The organism is Phycicoccus jejuensis (genome assembly GCF_044797865.1).
GTDB classification, from domain to species: Bacteria; Actinomycetota; Actinomycetes; order Actinomycetales; family Dermatophilaceae; genus Phycicoccus; species Phycicoccus jejuensis.
Genome location: NZ_CP085209.1, coordinates 2126381 through 2147460 on the forward strand (window position 1 = coordinate 2126381; position 21080 = coordinate 2147460).

At 74.1% G+C, this 21080-nt stretch carries 19 protein-coding genes and 1 tRNA gene; 13 read left to right on the forward strand and 7 right to left on the reverse strand.

Annotated elements, in window-relative coordinates:
* Nucleotides 1–21: 21 nt before the first annotated feature.
* Entirely contained in the window at nt 22–1284 is a 1263-nt protein-coding gene (locus tag LG324_RS10035; RefSeq protein WP_404347519.1) for a hemolysin family protein, read from the forward strand.
* A gap of 84 nt (nt 1285–1368) precedes the next feature.
* Here LG324_RS10035 and LG324_RS10040 read toward each other — a convergent pair whose 3' ends face one another.
* A complete protein-coding gene (locus LG324_RS10040; protein WP_404347521.1) occupies nt 1369–3618 on the reverse strand; it encodes a hypothetical protein in 2250 nt (749 codons plus the stop codon).
* Between the two features lie 49 nt (nt 3619–3667).
* On the opposite strand from LG324_RS10040, the gene LG324_RS10045 reads away from it, so the two are divergent.
* Nucleotides 3668–5419, forward strand: a complete 1752-nt coding sequence (locus LG324_RS10045) for a hypothetical protein (RefSeq protein WP_404347523.1) — start codon at nt 3668–3670, stop codon at nt 5417–5419.
* Nucleotides 5420–5431: 12 nt separating this feature from the next.
* Here the strand turns inward: LG324_RS10045 and LG324_RS10050 are convergent, their stop codons facing one another.
* On the reverse strand, nt 5432–6262 hold the full coding sequence (locus LG324_RS10050) for a sulfurtransferase (protein ID WP_404347525.1): 831 nt from the start codon (nt 6260–6262) through the stop codon (nt 5432–5434).
* A 54-nt stretch (nt 6263–6316) separates the two neighbouring features.
* Here LG324_RS10050 and LG324_RS10055 point away from each other — a divergent pair, with 54 nt between their 5' ends.
* On the forward strand, nt 6317–7084 hold the full coding sequence (locus LG324_RS10055) for an alpha/beta fold hydrolase (RefSeq protein ID WP_404347527.1): 768 nt from the start codon (nt 6317–6319) through the stop codon (nt 7082–7084).
* Here the strand turns inward: LG324_RS10055 and LG324_RS10060 are convergent.
* Complete coding sequence (locus tag LG324_RS10060; RefSeq protein WP_404347530.1) at nt 7062–7454, reverse strand: MmcQ/YjbR family DNA-binding protein; 393 nt, start codon at nt 7452–7454, stop codon at nt 7062–7064. The genes LG324_RS10055 and LG324_RS10060 overlap by 23 nt on opposite strands.
* A gap of 61 nt (nt 7455–7515) precedes the next feature.
* On the opposite strand from LG324_RS10060, the gene dusB reads away from it, so the two are divergent.
* Complete coding sequence (gene dusB, locus LG324_RS10065) at nt 7516–8733, forward strand: tRNA dihydrouridine synthase DusB (protein WP_404347532.1); 1218 nt, start codon at nt 7516–7518, stop codon at nt 8731–8733.
* Nucleotides 8734–8751: 18 nt separating this feature from the next.
* Here the strand turns inward: dusB and LG324_RS10070 are convergent, their stop codons facing one another.
* Complete coding sequence (locus LG324_RS10070) at nt 8752–8925, reverse strand: hypothetical protein (RefSeq protein WP_169742091.1); 174 nt, start codon at nt 8923–8925, stop codon at nt 8752–8754.
* 202 nt (nt 8926–9127) lie between these two features.
* On the opposite strand from LG324_RS10070, the gene LG324_RS10075 reads away from it, so the two are divergent.
* The 8 genes from LG324_RS10075 (at nt 9128) to LG324_RS10110 (ending at nt 16071) form a co-directional block, all read left to right on the forward strand.
* A complete protein-coding gene (locus LG324_RS10075) occupies nt 9128–9796 on the forward strand; it encodes a YdeI family protein (RefSeq protein WP_404347534.1) in 669 nt (222 codons plus the stop codon).
* A gap of 10 nt (nt 9797–9806) precedes the next feature.
* Nucleotides 9807–11048 carry a deoxyguanosinetriphosphate triphosphohydrolase gene (locus LG324_RS10080; RefSeq protein ID WP_404347536.1) on the forward strand — a complete coding sequence of 414 codons (1242 nt, stop codon included), beginning with the start codon at nt 9807–9809 and terminating at the stop codon, nt 11046–11048.
* A 43-nt stretch (nt 11049–11091) separates the two neighbouring features.
* Entirely contained in the window at nt 11092–13032 is a 1941-nt protein-coding gene (dnaG, locus tag LG324_RS10085; protein ID WP_404347539.1) for a DNA primase, read from the forward strand.
* Entirely contained in the window at nt 13029–13565 is a 537-nt protein-coding gene (locus tag LG324_RS10090) for a hypothetical protein (protein ID WP_404347541.1), read from the forward strand. The genes dnaG and LG324_RS10090 overlap by 4 nt, the downstream gene beginning before the upstream one ends.
* A gap of 72 nt (nt 13566–13637) precedes the next feature.
* Nucleotides 13638–13710, forward strand: a tRNA-Asn gene (locus LG324_RS10095).
* 267 nt (nt 13711–13977) lie between these two features.
* Nucleotides 13978–14220 carry an excisionase family DNA-binding protein gene (locus LG324_RS10100; RefSeq protein WP_404347543.1) on the forward strand — a complete coding sequence of 81 codons (243 nt, stop codon included), beginning with the start codon at nt 13978–13980 and terminating at the stop codon, nt 14218–14220.
* A gap of 182 nt (nt 14221–14402) precedes the next feature.
* Complete coding sequence (locus LG324_RS10105; protein ID WP_404347546.1) at nt 14403–14984, forward strand: GNAT family N-acetyltransferase; 582 nt, start codon at nt 14403–14405, stop codon at nt 14982–14984.
* A gap of 367 nt (nt 14985–15351) precedes the next feature.
* Nucleotides 15352–16071 carry a MerR family transcriptional regulator gene (locus LG324_RS10110; protein ID WP_404347548.1) on the forward strand — a complete coding sequence of 240 codons (720 nt, stop codon included), beginning with the start codon at nt 15352–15354 and terminating at the stop codon, nt 16069–16071.
* A gap of 713 nt (nt 16072–16784) precedes the next feature.
* Here the strand turns inward: LG324_RS10110 and LG324_RS10115 are convergent.
* Both LG324_RS10115 and LG324_RS10120 read right to left on the reverse strand, forming a co-directional pair.
* Nucleotides 16785–17597 carry a sulfite exporter TauE/SafE family protein gene (locus tag LG324_RS10115; protein ID WP_030529337.1) on the reverse strand — a complete coding sequence of 271 codons (813 nt, stop codon included), beginning with the start codon at nt 17595–17597 and terminating at the stop codon, nt 16785–16787.
* Between the two features lie 345 nt (nt 17598–17942).
* The gene (locus LG324_RS10120; protein ID WP_404347550.1) at nt 17943–19337 is read right to left on the reverse strand and encodes a rhodanese-like domain-containing protein; all 1395 of its coding nucleotides are present in this window, start codon (nt 19335–19337) and stop codon (nt 17943–17945) included.
* 306 nt (nt 19338–19643) lie between these two features.
* On the opposite strand from LG324_RS10120, the gene LG324_RS10125 reads away from it, so the two are divergent.
* On the forward strand, nt 19644–20045 hold the full coding sequence (locus LG324_RS10125) for a DUF302 domain-containing protein (RefSeq protein ID WP_404347552.1): 402 nt from the start codon (nt 19644–19646) through the stop codon (nt 20043–20045).
* A 377-nt stretch (nt 20046–20422) separates the two neighbouring features.
* On the opposite strand, the gene LG324_RS10130 is transcribed toward LG324_RS10125, so the two are convergent.
* On the reverse strand, nt 20423–21049 hold the full coding sequence (locus LG324_RS10130) for a DUF4396 domain-containing protein (RefSeq protein WP_404347554.1): 627 nt from the start codon (nt 21047–21049) through the stop codon (nt 20423–20425).
* Nucleotides 21050–21080 lie beyond the last annotated feature (31 nt).

The following is a 21080-nucleotide window of genomic DNA, read 5'->3' on the forward strand; positions in this document are numbered from 1 at the left end:
GGCTGACCGATCGTGCCGGCCGTGCTGGGCGACATCGCCCTCGTCGTGGTGTTCGTCCTCGTCGGCGGTGTGTTCGCCGGCACCGAGCTGGCGCTCGTGTCGCTGCGCGAGAGCCAGCTCGTCCAGCTCGAGCGGCAGGGTGGCCGGGGCGCGAAGGTCGCCAGCGTCGCCCGCAACCCCAACCGCTTCCTCGCGGCCGTCCAGATCGGCGTCACGTTCGCCGGGTTCCTCTCGGCGGCGTTCGGCGCCTCGACGATCTCGCCGTACCTCACGCCCGTGCTCGAGGGCTGGGGCCTGCCCGAGGGCGCGGCTGCGACGGTCTCGCTCTTCGGGCTGACCGTGGCCATCGCCTACGTCTCGCTCGTGCTCGGCGAGCTCGTGCCCAAGCGGATCGCCCTCCAGCGCTCGACCGCGGTCGCGCTGCTCGTCGCGCCGGCGGTCGACCGCTTCGCCGCGCTGATGCGGCCCGTCATCCGGCTGCTGTCGGTCTCGACCGACGGCGTCGTGCGCCTGCTCGGGCTGGACCCCAAGGCCTCCGGCGAGGAGATCTCGGAGGAGGAGCTCCAGCACCTCGTCACCTCGACCGACGCGATCCCGGCCGACCGGCGCGCGGTGCTCGCCGAGGTCTTCAGCGCGTCGCAGCACACGATGACCGAGGTGATGACGCCGCGTCACGAGGTCGCCTTCCTCGACGCCGACCTCGGGCTCGCGGAGGCCGTCGCCGAGGTCGCGGGCCGGCCGCACTCGCGCTACCCCGTCATCGGCAGCGACTTCGACGACGTGCTCGGCTTCGTCCACGTCCGCGACCTGCACGAGGCGTCCGGCGGCGACGCACGGACGGTGCGCGACGTGACGCGGCCGATCGTCGCGCTGCCCGGCACCAACCGGCTGCTGCCCTCGCTCACCACGCTGCGGCACGAGCGGGCGCACATCGCCGTCGTCGTCGACGAGTACGGCGGCACCGACGGCATCGTCACGCTCGAGGACCTCGTCGAGGAGCTCGTCGGCGAGATCTGGGACGAGCGCGACGTCGTGCCGCGCGAGGCCGTCGACCCGGACGGCGAGGTGCTCGACGCCCGCTCGACGCTCGAGGAGTTCGCCGAGCGCACGGGGGTCGAGCTGCCCGACACCGGCGCCTACGAGACGGTCGGCGGCTTCGTCCTCGCGCAGCTCGGACGGGTCGCGGTCGCGGGGGACCGGGTCCCGGTGCAGGACAGGGTCATCGAGGTGCTCGACGTCGACGGCCACCGCATCGGCCGGGTCCGCCTGCTGCGCCCCACCTGACCGTCCGCGCCCCCTCCTCCCGCGAACGCGTGTGAAACCGCCGGTGGAGCCCGGCGGTTTCACACACGTTCGCGCTGAGTCGGCTCAGTCCTCGTCGCCCCAGGTGGCCCAGACCGACTCGGCCTCCTCGATGCGCCCGGCGCGCTCGAGGGCCCGGGCCAGGGCCGCCGCGACCTCGACCTGCTCCTCGCGCATCCCGGCCTCGCCGAGGGCGTCGAGCGACCCGCGGAGCACGGGCTCGGCATCCGCGAGCCGGCCGGCCTCGGCGAGGAGGACGCCCCGCTCGGCGTGCAGGACGAGGGCGAAGTCGCCGCCGACGAGCGCCACCGCGGCGTCGAGCCGGGCCAGCGCCTCGTCGAACCGGCCGGCGCCGGCGAGGACGTGCGCACCCTCGCGCAGGACGTCCGGCTCGAGGACCTCGGCGTCGAAGGGCTCCTCGCCGTGCCGCTCCTCGGGCAGCCGGGCGGCGAGCACCGCGACGTCGGCGAGCACGGCGTCGAGCGCGGCGAGGCCGCCGTCGACGTCACCGGACTCGGCGCGCACCGCCGCGCGTGAGCGCAGCGCCTCGAGGAGCACCGGCAGGGTCTCGCTGCGGCGGGCCAGCGCGACGGCCGCGTCGAGGTCGGTCGCGGCGACGTCGAGGTGGCCGCCGTCCCAGGCCGCAGTGCCAGCGCGGTAGCGCGCGTGGCTCGCCTCCTCGATCCGGGCGCCCTGCTCGAACGCGTCGCCCGCGACGACGAACGCCCCGCGCGCCGGCTCCCAGGCACCGAGGGCGAGGGAGGCGTTGCCGAGCGCCCAGGCGGTCGGGCCGACGAGCTCCGGCGCGTCCCGCCGGACCACCGGCAGGGCGGCGGCGAGCAGCTCCACCGCCTCGGCAGGCCGCCCCTGCTCGACCCACGAGAGGCCGAGGTGGCGCTGGGCGACCGCGAGCGAGAGCGGGTCGCGCAGCCGCACCGCGAGCGCGAGGGCGTCCGCGGCGCGCGGCTCCAGGCCCTCCCAGTCGGCGCGGTCGACGAGCAGGTCGCACCACGCGAAGAGCACCGACGTGCGCGTGCCGTCCGGGACCCCCGGGGCGGCGGCCGCGCGCTCGTAGAGACGGTCGGCGGTGTCGAGGTCGCCGGCGGCGCGGGCCACCCGGGCGCGCAGGTCGAGCGCCTGGACCGCGAGCACGGGATGCCCCGCCGCGAGCTCCTCGGCGGCGTCGAGCAACCGGTGCCCGGCCGGGAGATCGCGGGCGAGGACGAGGGGAGCGGCGTCGAGGTGGCAGAGGGCCCGGCGGGCCGGCTGGCCGAGGCGTGCGTACGCGTCAGCGGCGCGCAGCAGGTGGTCGGCGGCGTCGTCCGGGCGGGCCGACAGCGCGTACCAGCGACGGCTCGCCGCGGCGGCCTCGGTCCATCCGCGGGCCTCGAGCGCGTCGACGGCGTCGAGGATGCGGCGTCGCGCCCGCTCCACCTCGGGAGCGCCGGCGCCGAAGGAGGCGGCGGCCTCGCGCGCGTCGAGGACGAGCAGCTCGCAGCGCGCGTGCGCGACGCCCTCGTCGTCGAGCCCGCGCCCGGCCGCGGCGAGCGCCTCGTCGAGACGCAGGCGCTCGCGCACCGGGTCGCGCAGCAGGTGCACGGAGCTGCGGTCGAGCAGGGCCGCAGCCGCCCGGTGCGCCGGCTCGGTGAGCAGCGGCAGTGTCTGCTCGCGGGTCTCCAGCCAGCCGTGGAGCAGGCGCTCGAGCGCAGGGTCGAGCGTGCGTCGCCACGCCCGCGCGCGCTCGGCGAGGGCGACGACCTCGGCACCGCTCGCCGCCGCGCGCAGCCCGGCCTCGCCGGTCGGGGGCAGCGGCAGTCGGGTGGGCGGCAGGGCCGGACCGGGGGAGACGGCCCGGTCGTCGTGGGCCCGCTCGAGGGCCGCTCGATCCTCGTCGTCGGCGCAGAGCCCGCGGGCGAGGTCGTCGAGCCGGGCGCGGGCGGCCTCGACGTCGTCGTGCGCGACGCGCGACGGCACCATCCCGAGGCGCATGCCGTGGCCGAGGGTCCAGGCGGCGGACGCGGCGAGCCATCGGCGCTCGGTGGGGTCGGTCAGCGCCTCGACGCGGTCGACGCGCGGCAGGAGGAGGTCGAGGGCCCGGTCGGTGTTGCCCATGAGGACGACGGTGCGCAGGCACGCGGCGAGGCCGACGCCGTCGTCCGGTGTCGCGGAGAGCACCGGCCACGCCTCGCGCCAGCCCGCGACGGCGGCGTCGAGGTCGCCGGCGCGGGCCGCGGCCTCGGCGTCGAGGGCGGTCGCGCGCGCCCGGTCGACCTCCGCGCGGTCGGGGCCGGAGCGGACCTGCGATGCCTGCGCCATGGGCTCGATGGAACCAGATCGGTGCGACGATGTCGCGAGGAGGTGGCGGATGTCGGGCGAGGAGGCCGGGCGGGCGGCGGCGCGAGCCGGGTTCGCGGAGTTCGCCTCCGCCCACGAGGGGCTTGCGGTCCGGTCGGCGGTGCTCGTCTGCGGCGACGCGCGGACGGGCGAGCGGGTCGCGCTGGAGGCGCTGACCGCCGTCGCGCGCGACTGGGCCGTCGCCCGCGAGGAGGGGCCCGAGGCCGCCCTGCGGCGGGAGCTGCACCGCCGGGCCGTCGCGGCCGCCGAGCACCGCCCGCCCCGTGACGGGGACCTCGAGCCGGTCCCGGTGCCGGACGACGCCGGGGACGCCGTCGAGGCCCGACGCACCTCCGTCCGACGGGCGCTCGCCGCGCTCACCCCGCGGCAGCGCTCGGTCGCGGTGCTCACCTGGCTCGAGGACCGGCACCCCGGCGACGTCGCGACCGTCGTCGGCCGCCCCCTCGAGGACGTGCACGCCGACCTCGACACCGCCGAGGACGCCCTGCGCGCCGCATCCACCGGGGCGACCGGCGACGACGCCCATCCCTGGGCGCTGCTCGCGCTCGTCGCCGACGGGGTCGAGGAGCCGCCGCTCGCGGCGGCCGCGGAGGAGACCGCGGCGCGGAGCCGGCGGGTGCGACGGCGCGGCGCGCTGCTCGGCGGAGCGGTGCTCGTCGCCGGCGTGGCGGCTGCCGTCAGACTCGGCGGCGACCCCGAGCCACCGGCGCCCCGCCCGAGCCCGACGACGAGCGAGGGCGACGGACGCCTGACCCGCCTCGAGGTCGCGGGCATCGGCGTCTACCTCGCCCCGGTCGACGAGGAGCTGCTGCCGCCCTACCCCGACGCGCCGGAGCTGGCCCTGCCGGGGCGGCTCGGACCCGGTACCGACCGCCCGCTCGAGCTCCTCTCGGCGGCGGGCTCGAGGGCGTCGGTGCGCGCCGCGTTCCTCGTCCAGGTCGAGCCGGCCCGCTACCAGCCGGTCCTCTTCCTCCCGCGGCAGACCCCCGACGGCCTCCTCGTGCCGATGGCGCCGTTGCGTCCCACGGCCGACACGGCCGGCGCCCGCGGGGTCCCGCTCGGGCCGCGCACCATCGACACCGACCGGCACCGGCTGGTCTTCGCGCAGCCGGGTGCGGTCGTCATCCTCGAGGTGCGCAGCGCCCGGACCTTCCGCATCCCGGTGCGCGACGAGAACCTCGTGACCGCCGGCTGGGCCCCGGACGGGCACACCGTCGTCGCGACGAGCAGCACCGGTCGCTGGCTCGTCGACACCCGGCGCGGCACGGTGGTGCGGGCGGGGGGCGAGATCGTGCCGGGCTGGGCGGACATCGGGGTCTCGGGTGGCCGGCCGATGATCCGCACCTTCTCCGGCGCCGGTCGCCTGCTGTCGCTGCGCTCGCTCGACGGCCCGGAGATCGACGCGTACGGCGAGCCGATCTCCAACATCGAGGGATGGGCCTGCCGGGCGACGTTCTTCGGCGCCTCCAACGCCACCCTCGGCCGGATGCAGGGATTGATGGCGGCGCAGTCGGACGTGCGCCCGCAGCCGCGCATCCTCGCGGCCCCGAACGACGCGCCGCTCTTCGCCTACCGGCCGCTCGGGTGGGGGCCGCGCGACACCGTGCTGCTCGAGTCGCGCTCGGTCGGCCGCGACGGGCCGGTGCGCCGACTGCTGGCGTGGGACGTCATCGAGGGACGGATGTACCGGGTCGCCGAGCTCGACGCCGTCGCGCGCTACTCGCCTGACACACAACCCTTCACGGGCGCCTGGGCGCTCTGACGCGCCCCGGGCTCAGGGGGTCGGGCCGGTCGCCCGTGGGCGCGACGGGTCCGCGATCCAGCCGCTCCACGACCCGACGTAGGGCACGGCGTCGATGCGGACCTCGTGCAGCGCGAGAGCCATCTGCGCGGCCGTCACGCCCGAGCCGCACGACGTGCCGACGGGGGTGTCGCGGTGCACGCCGGCCGCTGCGGCGACCTCGCGGATGCGCGCCGGCGACAGGAACGTCCCGTCCGCGGTCAGCATCTCGGTCATCGGCAGGTTGACGGCCCCCGGCACGTGGCCGGCCTCGGGGTCGATCGGCTCGACCTCGCCGCGGTAGCGCTCGGGGGCGCGCACGTCGAGGAGCACCCCGTGGCGAGCCATCGCAGCGGCGCCGTCGGCGTCGAGCACGGGGACGGACCCGGCGCGGACGACGAGGTCGCCCGGCTCCGGCGACGGCACGTCGGTCGTGACGGGCTGCCCGGCGCGCTGCCAGGCCGCGAGGCCGCCGTCGAGGACGCGCACCTGCGGGTGCCCCGCCCAGCGCAGAATCCACCACGCGCGCGCCGCCGAGAGCGACGTGCGCTGGTCGTAGACGACCACGGCGTCGTCGTCGCCGACCCCGCACGCCCGCAGCGCGGCCTGGAGCACGTCGGGGTCGGGCAGGGGATGGCGCCCCTGCGCGCCGGGCGGGCCGGCGAGCGCGGTGTCGAGGTCGAGGAAGGGCGCCCCCGGCACGTGGCCGGCGGCGTACAGCTCGCGCCCGGGCGTCCCGGTCAGCGCGTACTGAACGTCGAGGACGCGGACCTCGCCGCGGGCCAGCGCCGTCGCGAGGTCGTCGGCGGTGATGAGGGCGCTCACCCGGCCATCCAACCACCGGTCCGCGGCGTCGGGCGGGTGCGCGAGGATGACCCCGTGCCTCGTCCCGTCCGGCTCGTCCTCGTCCACGGTTCGCAGCTAAGCCACGCGATGTGGGCCCGCTACGAGGCGCTGCTCGGCCCGGACGTCGAGCTCGTCCTGCCGGACCTGCCGGCGCACGGGGCCCGCCGCGGCGAGCCGTTCACCTGGGACGGCGCGCTCGCGGTCGTCGGGGAGGCCGTCGAGGCCGGTGACCCCGACGTGCCCGTCGTCCTCGCCGGTCACAGCCTCGGCGGCTACCTGGTGATGGCGTGGGCCGCACGGCATCCCGATCGGCTCGCCGGGCTGGCGCTCCTCGGGGCGTCGGCGGTGCCGGCCGGCCCGGGCGCCGCGCTCTACCGAGCGATCGCCGGGGTCGAGCAGCGGCTGGGCGCCGACCGGATGTCGCGCGCGCTCGACCGGCAGTTCGACACGATGCTGCCGCCGGCGTTCGCCGCGCTGCTCAAGGAGGCCGGCTACGGGTTCGACGGCATCCCCGCCGCGTGGGGCGGTGTGATGGGGGAGTGCCGCCCCTCGATGCTCGCCCAGGTGACCGCGCCGGTGCTGCTCGTCAACGGGCAGCTCGACCAGCTGCGCGTCGACGCCGGGCGTTTCCGGCGTGCCGCGCGCTCGGCCCCGTGGGTCCACGTCGTCACGGTGCCGCGCGGGCTGCACGTCTTCCCCCTGACGCACCCGGCCGAGACGGTCGCCGCCCTCTGGGAGCTCGTCTCCTGGGCCCGGCGTGGGCCCGTGGGCGACGGGGTCAGCGAGCGTCCAGCGCCCTGACCCGGCGCACGCCGGCCGTGCGCCGGTACGAGGTCTCGACGAGCTCGGCGACCTCGTCCCAGTCGGCGCCGGCGTCCAGGTCGAGCCCGAGCCATCCCGACGGCCCGAGGTAGGCCGGGACCCACACGCGCGGGTCGTGGAGGAGCGCCTCGCGCTCGGCGGGGTCGGGGAGGACGAGCACCGCTTGCTCGTGGCTCTCCCAGGCGCCGTCGACGCGCCGCGAGCCCCCGAAGTACGCAAAGACCTTGGTCGTGAAGAACGCCGGGTGCCCGTGGCTGACCTTCTCGGCCGCGTCCGGCAGCGCGAGCGCCACCGCGCGCAGGCGGTGCAGCAGCGGGTCGTCCTCGTCGAACATCGGCGGGTGCGCCATCGCGTCACCGTAGCCGCCGATTCACGCATCCCGCCCTCCCTCGGTGACAATGGACGGCGCCATGACCGCCACCACCGCCCCCACCACGCCCGCTCCCGTGCTGCCGCCGCTGCGCATCGGCAAGCACGTCGTCGAGTCGCCCGTCGTCCTCGCGCCGATGGCCGGCATCACCAACCGCGCCTTCCGGCGGCTGTGCCGCGAGTACGGCGCGGCCGGGCTCGAGGCCGGTGGGGCGTCCGGTGCGACGAGCCTCTACGTCGCCGAGATGGTCACCTCGCGCGCGCTCGTCGAGCGCACCCCCGAGACGATGCGCCTCATCTCGCACGACCCGCAGGAGCAGCCGCGGTCGGTGCAGCTGTACTCGGTCGACCCCGCGACCGCCGGGCTCGCCGCGCGGATGCTCGTCACCGAGGACCGCGCCGACCACATCGACCTCAACTTCGGCTGCCCGGTGCCCAAGGTGACGCGCAAGGGCGGTGGCTCGGCCCTGCCGTGGAAGACCGACCTGTTCCGCGGCATCGTCCGCGCGGTCGTCCGCGAGGCCGCGCCGTACGACGTGCCGGTGACGGTCAAGATGCGCATCGGCATCGACGCCGACCACGTCACCTACCTCGACGCCGGGCGCATCGCCGAGGCCGAGGGCGTCTCGGCCGTCGCGCTGCACGGGCGCACCGCCGCGCAGTCGTACTCCGGCACGGCCGACTGGGAGGCGATCGCGCGCCTCAAGGAGGCCGTGACGACGGTGCCGGTGCTCGGCAACGGCGACATCTGGTCGGCTGAGGACGCGCTCGAGATGGTCCGGCGCACCGGCTGCGACGGCGTCGTCGTCGGGCGCGGGTGCCTCGGGCGGCCGTGGCTGTTCACCGACCTCGCCGCGGCGTTCGCCGGGTCGGACTACCGGGTCGAACCGGGCCTGCGCGAGGTGACGTCGGTGCTGCGCCGGCACGCCGAGTACCTCGTCGACTTCTACGACGGCGACGAGCTGCGCGGCTGCCGCGACATCCGCAAGCACATCGCCTGGTACCTCAAGGGGTTCCCGGCGGGCTCGACGGTGCGCAACCAGCTGGCGCTCGTCGACTCGCTCGCCGCGCTCGACGACCTCGTCGCGACGATGGACCTCGACGCGCCCTGGCCGGGGGAGCCGGCCGAGGGGCCGCGCGGCCGGGCCGGCTCGCCCCGGGTCGTCGCGCTGCCGGAGAACTGGCTGCTCTCGCGCGAGCTCGACGACGCCCAGCGCGCGCAGGTCGCCCAGGCCGAGCTGTCGGTCTCCGGGGGCTGACGCGCCGTTCCGTCCGCGTCAGGCGTGGTCGGTGTCGCGCCCGAACACGCCGACGGCGATCCAGGCCAGGGCCACGACGACCCCGCCGATCGCGGCGTAGCCCTTGGGGGCGCCGCCGTCGAAGAGCGCGAAGCTCGCGCCGTAGAGCAGCGTGATGGCGAGGGCGGCGAACGAGAGGTAGCGGCGGTTCATGCCTTCGACCCTACGGGCGGCCCCGTCGCGGGCGGGTCCACCGGGAGGTGGACCGGCGGGTCCACCGCCGGGTCCACCACCCGACCGCTGGGCGCCACACCCGGAAGCTCCCGCGGCACGCAGCAGCCTCGCGGCGGCGTGGGAGGTCCTGCGTGCCGGCTCGGGGCTGCGCGGTGTCGGTGGGGCGCGGCAGGATGGCCGCGTGAGCGAGTCGACGGGGACCCCTGGTGGCACGGCCGAGCGGCCGGCGCTGTTCTTCGCCGACGCCGCCGAGTTCGGGCGCTGGCTCGCCGCGCACCACGACACCGCGCCCGAGCTCTGGATGGGGCTGTGGAAGAAGGACTCCGGCCGCGGGGGCATCACGTGGGCCGAGGCCGTGCGCGAGGCCCTGTGCTGGGGGTGGATCGACAGCCGGGCCGAGCGCATCGACGACGAGGCACGCCGCCAGCGGTGGACCCCGCGCCGCAAGGGCAGCAACTGGAGCGCCGTCAACGTCCGCGCCGTCGAGGAGCTGACGGCGCAGGGCCGGATGCAGCCGAGCGGCCTCGCCGCCTTCGCCCTGCGCCGCGAGGACCGCACCGGCACCTACTCCTTCGAGCAGCCCGCGGCCGCCCTCACGCCCGAGCAGGAGGCCGCCCTCGCCGCCGACCCCGCGGCCGCCGCGTTCTGGGCCGTCGCGACCCCCGGCTACCGCAAGATCGTCACGCACTGGCTGCAGGACGCCAAGCAGCAGGCCACCCGCGACAAGCGCCTCGCCGAGCTCGTCGAGGACTGTGCCGCAGGGCGGCTCGTCAAGTTCCAGCGCTACGGCACGCCGCCGTCCTGGGTGGCCCGGGCCGCTGCCGCCGCCGAGGCGGCGCGCGGGTCGTAGGCTCCGGCGGGTGACCTACTCCGCGCACGACCGTGAGCGCTGGGTCGCCGAGGACCCGGCGCAGAAGCTCTCGGACCGCGACGACTTCGCTCGCGACCGGGCCCGCCTCCTGCACTCCTCGGCGCTGCGTCGGCTGTCGGCCAAGACGCAGGTCGTCGCGCCGTCGTCCGACGACTTCGTGCGCAACCGGCTCACCCACTCGCTCGAGGTCGCGCAGATCGGCCGCGAGATCGGCGCCGCGCTCGGCTGCAACCCCGACGTCGTCGACACCGCCTGCCTCGCGCACGATCTCGGCCACCCGCCGTTCGGGCACAACGGCGAGTCGGCGCTCGACGCCGTGGCGGCCGGCATCGGCGGGTTCGAGGGCAACGCCCAGACCCTGCGGCTCCTGACCCGGCTCGAGGCCAAGCGCTCGCACGCCGACGGCCGTCCGGCCGGGCTCAACCTCACGCGGGCCAGCCTCGACGCGGCGACGAAGTACCCCTGGCGGCGCGGCGGCGGCCCGACGCCGACGACCAAGTTCGGTGTCTACGACGACGACCTCGACGTCTTCACCTGGTTCCGCGCCGACGCCCCCGCGGGCCGCCGGGCCTTCGAGGCCGAGGTGATGGACTGGGCCGACGACGTCGCGTACTCCGTGCACGACGTCGAGGACGCCATCGCGTCGGGCTGGCTCGACCCGCGTCGGCTGCGCGACGGCGCCGACGTCGACGCCGTGCTCGAGGTCGCCGGCCGCGTCTACGAGCCGGGCCTGGGCGCCGACGCCCTGGGCGCCGCGCTCGAGCGCGTCCTCGCGACCGGGGCGGTGCCCGAGGTCCACGACGGCTCGCGGGCCGCTCTCGCCGCGCTCAAGGACATGACCTCGCGGCTCATCGGCCGGTTCGCCGTCGCCGTCGAGGTCGCGACCCGGGCCGCCCACGGCGACGACGCCCTGGCCCGGCACGGCGCGACCCTCGTCGTCCCGGCCGAGGCCCGGGCCGAGTGCGCGGTGCTCAAGGCCGTCGCCGCGCACTACGTGATGCTCGCCGCCGAGCGGGTCGCCGTCTACGAGATGCAGCGCGAGGTCGTCGCCGCGCTCGTCGACGCCTACCGCACCGACCCCGCCCGGCTCGACGCCGACCTGCGCGCCGACCACGACGCCGCGACCGACGACGCGGCCGCACTGCGGGTCGTCGTCGACCAGGTGGCGTCGCTGACCGACGTCCGCGCGCTGGCGCTGCACCGGGCGTGGTGCCGCCGCCCGACGGCCTGACGCCGGCACGACCTAGACTCGGCAGCGGACGAAGGGAGGTCGGGTGCCGGGTCTCATCAAGGCGGAGGACATCGCCGCGGTCAAGGAGCGGTCCTCCATCGAGGACGTCGTGCGCGACCACGTCACGCTGCGCGGTGCCGGCGTGGGTTCCCTCAAGGGCCTGTGCCCCTTCCACGACGAGAAGACGCCGAGCTTCACGGTGCGCCCGGCGGTCGGCAGCTACCACTGCTTCGGCTGCGGCGAGGGCGGCGACGTCATCAGCTTCGTCCAGAAGGTCGAGCACCTCACCTTCTCCGAGGCCGTCGAGCGCCTCGCCGCAAAGGTCGGCATGGAGCTGCGCTACGAGGAGGGCGGCGGCCCCCGCGAGGGTGGCGTCTCGCTCGGCAAGCGCTCGCGGCTCGTCGAGGCCCATCGTGTCGCCGAGGAGTACTACACCGGAATGCTGCTCGACCGGGCTCGCTCCGACGCCCGGGTCGGGCGCGACTTCCTGCGCGAGCGGGGCTTCGACTCCACGGCCGTCGAGACCTTCGGGGTCGGGTTCGCGCCGATGGACGGTGACGCCCTGACGCGGCACCTCCTGCAGAAGGGCTTCACCGACGACGAGGTGACGACGGCCGGCCTGAGCGGGCGCGGCAGTCGGGGCCTCTACGACCGCTTCCGGGGCCGGCTCGTCTGGCCGATCCGCGACACGACCGGCGACACGGTGGGCTTCGGGGCCCGCCGCCTCTTCGACGAGGACCGCATCGCCGCCAAGTACCTCAACACCTCCGAGACCCCCATCTACAAGAAGGCGACCGTGCTCTACGGGCTGGACCTCGCGAAGAAGGCCATCGCCACCGACCGGCGCGCCGTCGTCGTCGAGGGCTACACCGACGTGATGGCGGCGCACCTGGCCGGCGTCGGGGGAGCCGTGGCCACGTGCGGCACCGCGTTCGGCGTCGACCACGTCAAGCTGCTGCGCCGCATCATGCGCGACGAGGCCGACCACGCCCCGGCCCGCGTCGTCTTCACCTTCGACGGCGACGCCGCCGGGCAGAAGGCCGCGATGAAGGCGTTCGGCGAGGACCAGCGCTGGGCCGCGCAGTCGTTCGTGGCCGTCGCGCCGGAGGGGATGGACCCCTGCGAGCTGCGCCTCGCGCGTGGCGACGCCGAGGTGCGCGCCCTCGTCGACGACGCCGTGCCGATGTTCGAGTTCGCCGTCCGCACGACGATCCGCCGCTTCGACCTCGAGACCGCCGAGGGGCGCGTCCAGGCGATGAAGGCCGTCGCGCCGATCATCGGCTCGATCCGCGACACCAGCCTGCGTCCCGAGTACGTCCGCACGGTCTCGGGCTGGCTCGGCGTCGAGGTCGAGCAGGTGGCCGACGCCGTGCGCCGCGCTGGCAAGCTCGCCGTCCCCGACGACGGGCCGGAGCGCCGGCAGACGGGCACCGACGAGGTCGCCGAACCCGGTCCGGGAGAGGGCGGCCCGGCGATGCCGATGCCCGACCTGCGCGACCCGGTGGTGGCCGCCGAGCGGCAGCTGCTCCAGACGATGCTCCAGTACCCGTCGCAGTACCCCGAGTCCGTGCTCGACGGGCTGCCCACCGAGGCGCTCACCGCGCCCGCGCACCGGGCGGTGCTCGACGGCGTGCGCATCGCCGCGGCCGCCGGCCACCGCACCGGCTCGACGGCCGGCTGGGTCGCCGCGGTCGGCGAGGCCGTCGCGGCGCCGGTGCGTCCGCTCGTGGCCGAGCTGTCCGTGGCGCCGCTGCCGGTCCGCTACGACGCCTCCACCGGGATGCCCCCGCAGCGCTACCTCGACAGCCTCGCGACGGGGGTCCGGGACGCTCACCTGACCCGGCGCATCGCCGACGCGATGGCCTCGCTGCGACGGGTGCAGAACGACCCCGACGTCGACGCCGAGGCGCTGCGCGAGCGCACGACCGCCCTGCACGCCCTCGAGCTCGAACGGGTCCGCCTGCGGCAGGGGGTGTCGTCGTGAGGTTGCGCTGGACGGGCCTGCGCGCCCCCACCGTTCCCGCCGACGTGGCCGCCGCCGTCGACACCTCCGGTGGCGAGAAGCTGCTCGCCTGGGCCACGGACGGCCTCGGCACGACGCTCGTCGCCGGGCGCCACCGCCTGCACGTCGTCGGTGCCGGCAAGGGGGAGGGGGCCGCGCCCGTCCTGCGGAGCGCCCGCCCCTGGCACCTCGTCGACGCCGGCCTGTGGAGCGAGGACGGCGTCCTGCGCATCACGTGGGTCGACGACGAACCGCCGCTGCGCGTCGCCCTCACCGAGCCGGGGATGTTCCCCGAGACGCTGCGCGAGCGGGTGCAGGCGTCGGTGGTCCTCGCCGAGACCATCGAGGTGGGTCGCAAAGGCACCGCCAAGGTCGTCGTGCGGCGTGACCTCGCGACGAACGCGCTGCTCAGCCAGGCCGTCCTGGGGCGCGGCGTGCGGATCTCCGACCCCGGCGTGGCCGACGACGTGCAGGCCGGCATCGACCGCGTCCGCGAGCAGGTCGGGCTGGACTGACCCCGATTTCGGCGGGCGGCCCAGGTGTTGCTATCGTTGCGGCGCTGCTGCGGCGACCCCGCGGCAGCACTTTCCCCTGTAGCTCAATTGGCAGAGCAGCCGACTGTTAATCGGCAGGTTGTTGGTTCGAGTCCAACCGGGGGAGCGAGCTGAAAGGGCGTCTGACCAGCGGAAACGCCGGTCGGGGGCCCTTTCGCTTACTCGCTGCATCGGATATGCATCGTTTGCACGCCCGTGCAAGAAGACTGGTGGGATGCCCAGCGCCTCCTCTTCGCGGGCTCCGTTGGAGCTAGGCGAGGCGCGTGCGCGCTGACAACGCGTGTCCTTCGCGCGTCACAGGAGGCGTCGTCAGGAGGACATGCGGGTCCACTGGGACCCTCGCTCAACCATTAGGGAGCGAGGAGGTGGTCGTATGCCGGTCATTGCTGAGCGACACCTGGAGTCGTTGGCGACGGCGGCGCGCAGAACGGGAGTGAGCGTCAAGACGCTGCGGCGACGGATCGCGGCGGGGGAGCTGTCTGCGTATCGAAGCGGTCGGCTCATCCGGGTCGTGGCAGGTGACGTAGATGCTCTGTTCGTCCCGATACCAACGCTCCGCGCCGTGGGAGAGGGCGCGGCTGCTCGTCGGAGTGCGGCGCGTCGCTCATCCGCCTAGCGAGGTTGTGCCGCGTTTCGCGGGTAGCATTCGACAGCCGGGGGAGTTGTTGCGGCGGGTTCGAGAGACAGGTCGGACCCGCCTCCGCCGCCTCGTTGGAGGCGGAGGGACGCACCGCCGAAGTCACGGAACGACTGTTACGGCGTCGCAGCTGGCACGGGCCTCGCCTTTAGTCTCACGGTATGCCCGAGTTCAGCTGGCGACCGGCCAACGACGCGACGAGCAAGGACGTCGAGGCCGTGTTCGACGCCGGCGGCGCCAGCAAGTGCCGCTGCCAGGCGCTCAAGGTGCCGGGCTGGATCTGGCGCGACACGACTCAGGATGAGCGCGATGCCGCGCTCTTGGTGCAGGCCGGCTGCGGCACGGCCGGCCTCGTGGGATACATCGACGACGAGCCGGCGGGATGGGTAGCGGTAGAGCCGCGGCAGAACTACCCGAGAATCTGGGCCCGGCAGAAGTCGTGGATGCGGATGGATCCCGACCGTGAGGGCGTCTGGTCGGTGACCTGCTTCGTCGTGCGCAAGGGCTTCCGTCGAAAGGGGCTGATGTACGAGCTCGCGGCCGCCACTGTCGAATACGGCAGGCAGGTCGGTGCTCTCGTCCTCGAGGGCTACCCCACCGAGCCACTACCGGGGAAGACCGTGATCTGGGACGAGGCGTCGGTCGGGCTGCTTCAGGTCTTCCTCGACGCAGGCTATGAGGTCGAGGCGTCGCCCACCCTGCGCCGGAGAGTGGTGCGATACCGGCTCGGCGCGTCGTCCTAACGGTCGGTTAAGCAGACCTGGGGAGACTCGTGAGACGAGTAAACGCGACTACGTGGAAGGGGTACTTCAGGTCGAACGGGCAACAACCGCGTTCCGATGGATTAGCCGTTCGAGCCCAACGGAGTAGCCGTCTCTGGGCCACGCCGCTGCAGCGGCGAAAAGTGGCGATCCGCGGCGAATGTGTAGCCGCCTATGGGTGCCCCTACAGCGAGGTGCTGGCCTCGGCACGGGTGCAATGGTCCGGGTAGGGGCCGGCCTTTCGTTCGGCTCACCGCGACGGTCCGGATGGGAGGCGGCCGGGCGGGCACGCGGTAGGGCACGATGTCGGCCTTGACCCTCAAGTAGGTCGAGACGGGAGGTTGCAGTCGTGGAGAACGAACTGCTCGGCATCGGCAAGGTGTCAGCTCTGAGCGGCTTGCCCGTCAGCGCACTGCGTTTCTATGACGGGGCCGATGTGCTGCCGCCGGCGCTGGTGGACCCGTCGTCGGGGTATCGCTACTACCGGCCGGACCAGGTTCGCCAGGCACGTCTGGTGGCGCACCTGCGGCGGGTCGGCCTCCCACTGGACGAGATCCGGACAGTGGTGGCCGAGCCGACGCACGCGGGACCGGTCCTGGCGGCCCACCTGGACCGGCTAGAAGCGGGCCTGGCCGACGCACGCAGGGAGATCTCCATCGTCCATGACCTGCTCAAGAACACGGAGACTCCCATGTACCACTGCACCCTGCCCGCCACCGCCCTAGTCCAGGCCCTGCGTGAGGTGAGGTACGCGGTCAGCCACGAACCGACGGAGGAGCGGCTGCACGGGGTCTACCTTGACAGCGAGGCCGGACGGGTGCGGGTGGTTGCGACCGACCGGTACCGGCTCGCCGCCAGCGCCATGTCCGCTTGCCTTGAGCGGCCCTCGGTGGGCGACAGCCTTGCCCAGAGGCTGCGGTTTCCGCGTCGCTCGGACCGGGATGCCCCCGAGTCCCGTAGAGATCGACGCACTGGCCGACCTCTTCGCTCGTCGCGTTCCGAGGTTTCGTTGCGAAAGCCCTGCGCGGAGGTTAAAGGCCGGGTAAAGTCATCGTCAGCGGAAGGGTAGGACAGAGGGTCGCAGGGGCCCGACGAAATCCGGTCTGCGACAGCCCGTAGGGCTTGGCAGGGAAGCCACCCGAGAAGTCTTCGGGACGACAAGTGAATCCAGCAGTTCGGGTCGGTACTCACCCACTCCGTGCAGGGCGGAACCGGTGAGGACGGACGAAGCACCAAGGGCGCAGGGGCTCGCGGTGGATTGGACTGGAGGCCAGGTGGCCTGGCCGGCTCCGCAGGGGGAGCTGACGCCACAGCCGCCGAACCGACACCACGGCGCCCCGTCCGACCACCACGTCGGGCGGGGCGCTGCCGCATTTCGTGTGATGCGGCGGCATCGAGGGAAGTGCAGGCGCGCCGCTCGGTCCGCGCGAGTTTCGAACGCCAGGTGGCCAGCGCGAACAAACTCTCGCCTGCCGATAAGCAGGGCTGCCTGCGGTTCGCGCTGAAGGTTGTAGGGACGTTCCTGTCGGCGGCCCGTCTGCGGTGCGTCCGGGTCTACCGGCAGCTCTTCCATCCGCTCATGGGGCGCCGCGGGTTCGCGTGAACTGGCTCAGCGATGTCCTTCATGCCACGAGCGAGATTTCCCTCTCGGCTGGTGGCTCTGGCCGTTACCGATGGGACTTGCGGCCAACCCACTCAAGGCCGAATTGTTCTGTCTTGGAGTCGAGTCGGTGGTTTCAGATTGCCATCCTTGGAGATGGCGAGGGCGAGCAAACGTTCCGGTCAGGAGAGCTGCAGGGCGCTGCGTGCTCCGGTGTAGAGGGCGACGGCCGTCAGGAGGAGGGCGAAGGCGCGGGTGAGGTGGCGGGGGGTGACGAGCGTGCTGATCCGTCCGCCGACGAGGCTGCCGAGGACGGCGACGGCGGTGAAGGTGGCGATGAGGGGCCAGTCCTGCTCGGCGGTCGTTGTCGTGACGCGGGCGGCGAGAGCGGTGGCGCTGTTGACGACGATGACGAGGAGGCTGGTGCCGACGGCCACGGGCATGGGGAGCTGGAGCACAAGGATGAGCGCGGGGACGAGGGCGAACCCGCCGCCGACCCCGAAGAACCCGGTGAGCAGACCGACGACGGTGGCGGTGACGACGAGCTTGACCACCCGGGGGCATGCGCACCGCAGCGGGCGCAGGGTGAGCATAGGGTCATGGGGCCCGACGGAGGGGTCGCCCTCGGCGGGGTTGGACCGGAGGGAGCGGCGCAGCATGAGGCCGGCGACGAAAAGCATGAGCGCGGCGAACGACGCAAGGAGGACGGCGGCGGGGACGTGGGCGCCGGCGGCGGTCCCGGCGAGGGACCCGGCCGTCCCCAGCGCGCCGAAGGTCAGGCCCTGCCCGAAGCGGACGTTCCCGCGGCGGGCGTGCGGGACCAGAGCGATGAGCGAGGTGGCGCCGACGATGAGCAGGGAGCTGGTCGTGGCGTGGTGGGGGTCCTGACCCAGGAGATAGACCAGGGCCGGGACGGTGAGGATCGAGCCGCCGCCGCCGAGGGCGCCGAGGGACAGGCCGATGAGCAGTCCGACGGGCAGGACGAGGGCGGACACGGTGGGGCTCCTTTGGTCGAGGTGCCGGGGGCAGGGCCTCCGGGTGAGATGAGGCTCCTGCCCCCGGCGGTCGTGGCGACCGTGCCGCGGGGCGGCGTGGTGGCCACAGTGGGCGCCGTCGGGAGGGGGTCCGGGCGCCCGGTTCGGTGGGCTGGGGCGGCTAGCGGCCCGTGGCCGGAGGGGCCGGCTCTGTCGGGACGTGGCAGATGCAGCGGGAACCGGCGGGGACGCTGGCCATCACCTGGTCGGCGTGCTGGCCGCAGCCGGCCCAGGTGGTGAGGCCGCAGGTGGGACAGGTGGCGGGGCGGCACACGGAGGTCTCCTTCGGTCGGTAAAGGGTGGGGGTCAGGCGGCGGTGACGAGGGGCAGGCCGGAGCGGGCGGCCTGCTCGGCGAAGCTGTCGTCGACGGCGACGACCCGGTGGCCGTGCGCGGCGAGGAGCGAGGCGGCGATCGAGGCACGGTAGCCGCCTGCGCAGTGGACCCACACCTCGCCGGCGGGGATCTCGTCCAGGCGGGTGAGGAGCTCGTGGAGCGGGATGTTGGTTGCGCCGTCGATGTGCTGCTCGGCGAACTCGGAAGCGCGGCGGACGTCCAGCACGCCGATCCGGCGGTGGTGGCGGACCTGGGCGAGGTCGGCGAAGACGGCGCGGGGGAAGGCGGCCAGCGGCTCGTCGGTCCAGTCGGTGGGGGAGCCGGTGGCTGCTCCGGCGAGGTGGTCGATCCCGATGCGGACGAGCTCGCGCTGGGCGTCGGCGACCTGCTGGGCGTCCTCCCCGAGGAGGGTGAGGGGAGTGCCCCACGGGATGAGCCAGCCGAGGTAGGTGGCGAACTGACCGTCCAGGCCGATGTTGAGGGTGCGGGGGACGTGGCCGGCGGCGAAGGCCGTCCGGGTGCGCAGGTCGACGACCCACTCGCCAGCGGCGAGGCGCGCGACCAGCGTGGACTTGTCGGCCTCCTGCGGGGCGTTGAGGTCCGGGGCGTCGGGCCCGGCGCTGTTGGCCGGAGCCATGTGGACGTAGTAGGCGGGGTAGGCGTCCAGCCCGGCGAGGGTGGCGGCTACCCAGGTGGCTTCGTCGTCGGTCAGCGCCGAGTTCTGTCGCTTCTCGACGCCGATCGTTGACGACGTGCTCCCGCCGGTGGAGCCGGCCGAGCAGAACGACCCGAAGCCGTGCGTGGGCAGGACGTGGGTGTGGTCCGGCAGGTCGTCGGCAAGCCGGTGCGCGGAGGCGAACTGGTGATGGACGAGCGCGTCGGTGTGTTCGTCGCCGAGCAGGTCGGGCCGGCCGGTCGCCCCGAAGAGCAGCGAGCCACCGGTGAAGACGCCGACGGTGTCGCCGTCCTCGCCGGAGGTCTCGAGCGCGTAGGCGAGGTGGGTCAGGGTGTGCCCTGGGGTCGCGATGACGCGCACCCGCATGCTCGGGGAAACCTCGACGACGTCGCCGTCCGCGACGGGGGTGTGCTCGAAGGCCACTTCGTCCGCGGCGTTGACGTAGTAGGCCGCGCCGGTCAGGCGGGCGAGCGCGAGGCCGCCGGTGACGTAGTCGTTGTGGACGTGGGTCTCGAAGACGTGCGTGATCCGCACCCCGGCGGCAGCGGCGAGGTCCAGGACGCGGTCGATGTCGCGCTGCGGGTCGACCACGACCGCCACCCGGCCGTCGTGGGTCAGGTAGGAGCGGTCGCCCAGGCTGGGGGTGTCGATCGGGACGATAACGGGCACGTGGGGCTGGATGCGGCTCACGGGAGCTCCTTCGACGGTGAGGCGGACGCGACGGGTGGCGCGGCAGCGTCTGGGACGGCGTGGGGCCGGGGGGCCGCCGGCGACGGGACACCGGCCACGGTCGGGTAGGCCCGCCGTCCACGGTTTTGCTCTGTCGTCTTTCGTGCAGCCGAAGATGTCCCCTAGGACGCTGGGCTGAGTTAATACCCCTAGGGGTATCTTTGTCAAGCCGCTCCGGAGAACTCGTGCCGCCGTCGGTCGTGTGACGATCGGCGTGCGCGGTGCCCGCGTGAAGACAGGCACCGCTCGCCGACCAGGAGGAAAGAGATGAGCTACGCACTGAGCATGACGGTCCACGCCCCGTACGCGCAGACCGTGGAGGCGACCCGCGTCGCGCTGGCCGACCAGGGCTTCGGGGTGCTGACCGAGATCGACCTGGCGCGCACGCTCGAGGAGAAGATCGGCGTCGACATCCCGCCCCAGGTCATCCTCGGTGCGTGCCGGCCGCCCCTAGCGCACGCGGCCGTCCTGGCGGAGCCGTCGATCGGTTTGCTGCTGCCGTGCAACGTCGTCGTGCGCGCGCTCGACGACTCGACGACGTTGGTGGAGGCCCTGGACCCCGGCATCATGGTCGGCCTGACGCACAACGACGCGATGGCCCCAGTCGCCTCGGAGGCCGGAGAGCGCCTCCAAGCAGCGCTGGCGAGCTTGTCCGAGCGCTCGAGCTAGTGAGGAGCCTCTACTTGTGCAGGCGGGTCAGCCTTGTTCGCGGGCGTCGCCGTGGCCCCTGTGGGGCGGCTCGTGGTGACCCGGGCGACCAGGCTTGCTCGAGACGCAGCCGGGCCTCCTCCGGGGCGGCCCCATGGTGGGTCCCGTGCGGCCTGTTGACGCACTTGAACAGCTGTAGGGACTGCAGCACCGATGGGTGACGACCTGTCACCTGTCATCTGTCAGTGCAGCAGTCCCGCATGAGCGACTCGGTTGCGAGGCCAACTGTTGGGGCACGGTTAAGGCACGCACTGTTCGACGATCCGGTGCCCTTGCAGGTCAGACGCCACCTTGAGATGCGCCCCCGGTAGGACTCCACCCTGCTGGCCTCGCTCAGGCTAAGAGCTGATGCTGGCGGCGATGGAGACCACGAATCCGCCGAGCATGAACGCAGTCAAGGTGGCGACGAGGGCGCCGGTGCCGAACGTGGGGATGAGGCGTCGTGCTCCGTGAGCGGGTGCGGCGTCGTGGTACTCGTGGGTGAGGGCGTGGCCCTTGCCGCGCTTGAGCAGGTAGGCGTTGACGGGGTAGGCGGCGACGAAGGCGACGGCGAGTGCGATGGCCATGCCGACCCAGAAGACGGTGTTGACGATGCCGGCGTTCATGGCGCCGGGGATGAGGGCCATGACGACGTTGTCGGTGACCTCCATCGTGGCGATGGAGACGGTGTCGGCGGCCAGGACGACGCGCAGGGCGGTGCCGACGGCGAGCCCGGCCTTGAGCAGGGGGAGGGTGGAGAGGGTGTAGCCGAAGAAGAAGGCCAGGGCGATGGAGAGGGCGATGGTGCTCGCGTTCCCGAGCCCGGCGGCGGTGCCGATGATGAGGCCGGCGATCTCACCGATGGCGCAGCCGGTCAGGCAGTGCAGGGTGGCGCTGACGGCCATGCGGGCCACGCCGCCGGTGGCGTGGCCGCCGTGGTGGTCGTGGCCGGTGTGGGTGGGCGCGTGCTCCGCGTGGCTGCTCATGGGTCCTCCCGGGGATGCGTGGTGGGGGCGT